Raw genomic sequence first — 5,209 nt, 5'->3', positions numbered from 1 at the left:
GCCATCACCTACTTTGCCGAATACACCGGCATCGCCTACCCGTGGCCGCACATGTCGGCCGTCGAAGGCGGCGGCATCATCGGTGGCGGAATGGAATTCCCGATGATCACGATCATGGGTGACTACAACAACCGCTCGGCTCGGATGCTCTACGCGGTCACGGCTCACGAACTCGCGCATATGTGGGTGCCCATGATGGTGAATACAAACGAGCGTCGTTACTCCTGGATGGACGAAGGCACGACCTCCTTCAACGAAAACATGGCGCGCCGCGACTACTTCGACGACTCCGACGCCATCGCGTCGGACCGCCAGGACTACATTGACTTCGTCCTCCGCGGCGGCGAGGCACCGATCATGCGGTGGTCGAACTACCACTACTCCGGCGCCAGCTTCGGCATCGCGTCCTACCGGAAACCCGCCACGCTTCTGGCGGCGCTCCGCGGCGTGCTCGGCGACGACACGTTCAACGAGGCCTATCGCGCCTTCCTGGCGGACTGGCAGTACCGCCACCCGTACCCGACGGACTTCTTCAACACGTTCGAGCGCGTCAGCGGGCGGGATCTTGACTGGTTCTGGTCGTCTTTCTACTACGAAACCTGGACGCTCGACCACGCGATCTCGTCCGTGACCCGGCGCGGCGACCGGCTCGAGGTAACGGTCGAGGACCGGGGCCGCGCCTTCATGCCCGTCCACCTGACCGTCACCATGGATGACGGGGACGTCGTCGAAGGCCGCATCCCGGTCGACGTTTGGCTGCGCGGCCGCACGACGGCAACGACGACCCTGAACGTGGACGCGTCGGCGGTTCAGTCCGTTGAGATCGATGCCGAGCAGCACTTCCCGGACGTCGACCGGACAAATAACACCTGGACGCCGGCAAATTGATGAGCCGCCGGCCGGCCACCCGATGCATCGCCCGCGTCAGGTACCGTCGTGAATTACCACGGCGTCCTGGGGAACGTTGCGCAGGAACGGGGATCGGGACAGGACCCCGTACTTCCCTTCCGTGTAGTGGGTCACGACCAGTCGCTTTTCTGCGCGGGTCAGCCCGACGTACAGGACGCGGCGCTGCTCGTCTCGCTCCTCCTTCGTCCGCGCGTAGAAGGGCGGGAAGTGGTCGCTGTTGACCCGGGTGCAGATCACGCGTTCGAACTCCAGCCCTTTCGCGCTGTGGTACGTCGATAGCGTCACGACCGCATCCCCCCGCTCGGCCTCCTGGTGCCCCCACAGCGCGAGGTGCAACAGCAGATCGCCCAGGTGGTCCCGGACGAATTGATCGTGGAAGGGCGCGAGGATTGCTTCAATCCGGCCGGTGAGCCCCGGCTGACTCGAGGCATCATTGTCCAGGAGACGCGCCTCGTCGAATACGTCGTACAGTTCCGGTGTCGCCCGCACCATCTCAGCCAGCGATCGAGGCAGGATGTCGCGGAGCACCCGAGCGGCCGCGGACGCATCTCGCAACGCCCACCGGTAGCCCGTCTCCAGGAGGCGCCGTTCGCCGTCCGACCAGTCCGGCGCGACCTCGTGCACCTCGCGAAGGCTCATCTCGGTCTGTACACCGGCGAGGACGAGCGGCAGCAGCGGCTCGCCCTCGGGTTTTCGCTGCATCACGGCCTGCCGCGCCTGGAGCGCTTCGAGCATCGCCTGCTGATCTCGACAATCCGCCAGCGCCCGGTGCACGGTCGGCGCAGCATCCTCGAGTAGCGCAGCCCGGAGGCTCTCGGCCGTATGATGCTGCAACTCGGGACACAGCCGCGTGGCAAGCGGTAGCGTGTCGTAGGTGGTCGTCCACGGCTCCTGCTCGCCGTCGCCGTGGTCGCGATGCATCCGGCGAAGAATCCTGAAGTCGAACCGCCGCCCGTTGTGCGCCACAATGGGGAGCGACCGGCAGAATGCGGTAAACCGGCGCCACGCCTCGCCGGCCGGCACCGCGTCCGAGAAATCGGCGTCGACGTCCATCCCGCAGACCGTCTCCAGCGTCTCGATCGCCTCCTCCGGCAGGTCGGACGGCAGTTCGATCTGCACCTCCATCGCATCCACTTCTTCCCCGTTCTGGATGCGCACGGCCCCGATCTCGGCCACGTGACATCGCTTCACGTCGAGGCCCGTCGTTTCGAGATCGACCATCACGTATTCAGGAAATGCCGGCTCCGGCTCCATCGGCGCCGTAACCGCCTGAAGCAAGGCAAACAGGCGAATGGCCGCCGCATGGTATTCGTCCGGCGCGACCCGGGTGACGTCGTCAAGATCCCAGCCCGCCAGCACGAGCCGCTCGTATCCCGCTGCCCATCCACCAATATCGAGGATATGCGGCCGCGTATCCGCCAGCGCATCGTTGCGGTCGGCCCAGTCCAGAAACGCCTCGGCCTGTCGCGTCACCACAAGGTCCCCCTCCCCCAGCGGACGCGGGGCTTCATCTCCTGCAGCAACGAACGCCGCCGGCGACCGGTTGGGGACGTGGTCCGGAGCCGCTTCCAGGTCGAGGGCCTGCCGAAGGAGTGCGCGCAGGATGCGAACATGCCGAAAATTCCGATCGAACACGAGGATCCGAGCCCGAAGCCCCGCGCCGCTCTCCCTCCGGGTCTTCCGCCATTGCCGGAGCCGCTGCCCCGCCGATAACACCCCGGCCGCTTCCAGCGGATCGGACAGAACGGACGCAGCCTCCTCCAGTAGGTCCGTGGACCCACCGAGTTGCTGCAAAATCTCTTCCCCCAGTTCCCCGATCGTAGCGTCGGGCGATCGGGCCTGCTGCATGATGTTTACCAACGCAGCGTACGTCTGCTCGAACACCGGCCACTGCGCGCCCAGCCCCTCCTCCTCTGCTGCCGATCGGTCTCGTGCAAATCGCTGGTAGGTCCCCCACACCGTCGCCCCCGTCCGCTGGCGCACGTTCTCCACGCCGGCACTCGCAGCGTCCGGCAAAATCACATCCAGCACGTCCTGCATCGGCCCATCCGGCAGCGTCCCGGCCGACACCACGCGTTCCACGATAGCGAACATCGATCGGAGCCGCTGCATCGCGGGCGTTTCGAGAATCGGGTCCGTCGAACTCGCCTCGCACGCAATCCCGGCCCGAAGAAATCGCTCCTCCAGCCCCCGGACGTGATCGTTCCACGGTGCCAGAACCGCAATCTCCCGGTGCGGCACACCATCCTTGATCCAGGACGAGACGCGGCGAAGCGCCGCCTCTTCCTCGCGTTCCGGCGTGTCGTAGGCGATCAGGTCGACCGGCGACGCATCCTCGCTCGCCGTCGTCACTTCGCCTTCTTGCTTGATACGTTCCTCCGCCGGCAAGACCGACTCGGCGACGGCATAGATCGCACGATTCGACCGGTAATTCGTCGACAAAACATGCTGCCGTCCGGACGCCCGCGTGCAGCCGAACGTGTCGATCAGATCCCGCAGGTTCTGCGGCCGCGCCCCTCGAAACTGATAGATCGACTGGTCGTCGTCCGCGACACAGAAGAGGTGCGCTCCCACTCGCTCGTCCGGCGCCCGGGCCACGCGCTCGATCACACGGAACTGCACCGGGTCCGTATCCTGAAACTCGTCCACCAGGATGGCCCGCGTCGTTTCGCGGACGGCGTCGCGCACCCGATCGATGTTGACCGCATCCCGCGCATGAACGAGCAGATCGTCAAAATCCACCGCTCCCCGGTCCGCGAGCATCTGGTCGTATTCCCGAATCCCCGCCTGCAGACGTCCCCGGACGGGCTTGAAGCCGAGCTTCACCTGACTCACGCGGAGCTTCACCGATCGGTAGGTCGTCAGGTCGTTGGATTTCGCCCACCCCCGATTCGCTTCGAACCAGCGCTGCCAGAACGCATCGGTCACCGCCTCGGGTGCCACGACGATGTCGGGGTCCAATCCCACCGCATCGCCATGGCTTTTCAGAATGTACGCGCAGAACTGGTGGATCGTCCCCGCCCGCACATGCTGAGCCCGTGAGCCGATCAGGTCGGCGAGGCGCGACGTCAGCTGCCGCGCCGCCTTCCGCGTGAACGTGATAACCGCCAGTTGCGACGGGCGAATCCGGTCGGCGTGGTGCGTGAGCAGGTGCGCTGCCCGGCACACGAGGACGCGCGTCTTGCCCGTTCCCGGCCCCGCAACAACGAGTTGCGGCTCGAGCGACGCCGTTACGGCGCTCTTCTGAGCCTCGTTCAGGTCCGGCCACACACGCGCCTCCTCCGAGTCGGGCGACGCCGTTCCGGCGGGCGAGGCATACATCGAGGCGGTCGAATCAGGTACGTCAGACATCAGGTACGGCTCAGTCGGCAAGGACATCGTAGGGTCGACCAACCTACAAGGCACCGCTCGAAAGATCGAAACGGGCCGGCGGAGTCGATATTATCTCCAGAGATAATGCCTGGCAAAAACCGCTTCCCTGGCATTCCCGGTCGCGTCAACGGATTTTTTGTTTGGGAAAACGGGGACACGTACGTCCACGGCGCCTCCGTTGCCGGTGCAGCCGCATCCGCGGGGCGCATCCGACGACGCTGCTGGCTCCGGCGATAGCGGCCTCGAGCCCCCGCGGCGCGGTCTGCACACGAGACGACAGAGCAGCGTCGCTCTCCGGCTGCTTCCCCTCACGTCCCCTCGGAAAGAACGCGTTCCACCACCTCTACGAGGGTCGAACCGACGACCATCGGTTCGGGCTCGACCGTGGCCAGGTATTGTCCGGGTCGTGCCACGAAGGCGGCCTTAAGCCCGGCCCGCAGAGCACCGGTGGTGTCCCAGGCATGGGCTGCCACCATGCACAGATCCTCGGGCGGCACATCCAGCTGTCGTGCGGCATACCGATAGGGCTCCGGCGCCGGTTTCAGGCGACCGGCATCCTGCGCGCTAAACACCCGGTCAAAGCGGTCCGTAAGGCCGGCGTTCTCGAGCTGTGCCGCCAGCGTATCCGGCGTCCCGTTGCTGAGCGCCGCACGAGGCACGCCGGCCGTATCCAGGCGGTCCAGTGCCGGCCCGACGTCATCATGCGCGGGAAGGCGGCGAACCGCATCGAGGACCGTTTCGATCTCCGAAAACGGCAGGTCATGACCGTAGCGCTGACCTGTGACGCGTAAGGCACTGGCAGCCAGCTCGCCGAAGTCGACGAAAGGACCCGTGATCGTGGTCGTCATGGCTCGCTGAAGCAGCTCGGCGAACCACGCCTCTCGGAGCCTCCGCCCCGACGGACCGTCACCGCCGAACACGCGGTCGA

3 protein-coding genes are annotated in these 5,209 nt (G+C 65.9%); 1 reads left to right on the top strand and 2 read right to left on the bottom strand.

Going from position 1 to position 5,209, the window contains the following annotated elements:
* A partial coding sequence (locus ACFCU0_RS06865; RefSeq protein WP_434972927.1) for a M1 family aminopeptidase occupies positions 1 to 888 on the top strand: 888 nt, incomplete at its 5' end.
* A gap of 36 nt (positions 889 to 924) precedes the next feature.
* Here the strand turns inward: ACFCU0_RS06865 and ACFCU0_RS06860 are convergent.
* On the bottom strand, positions 925 to 4,260 hold the full coding sequence (locus ACFCU0_RS06860; RefSeq protein ID WP_434972926.1) for a UvrD-helicase domain-containing protein: 3,336 nt from the start codon (positions 4,258 to 4,260) through the stop codon (positions 925 to 927).
* A 329-nt stretch (positions 4,261 to 4,589) separates the two neighbouring features.
* The coding region (locus tag ACFCU0_RS06855; RefSeq protein ID WP_434972925.1) for a haloacid dehalogenase type II at positions 4,590 to 5,209 on the bottom strand (620 nt) is incomplete at its 5' end.

The sequence above is a fragment of the Longibacter sp. genome, from assembly GCF_051155795.1.
Taxonomy (GTDB): Bacteria; Bacteroidota; Rhodothermia; order Rhodothermales; family Salinibacteraceae; genus Longibacter.
Note: the sequence above shows the minus strand (reverse complement) of the source record. Positions and strands in the feature narration are given on the sequence as shown.

Coding starts and splice junctions, on each gene's coding strand:
- ACFCU0_RS06860 (WP_434972926.1), bottom strand. CDS start 4,260: ATGTCTGACGTACCTGATTCGACCGCCTCGATGTATGCCTCGCCCGCC.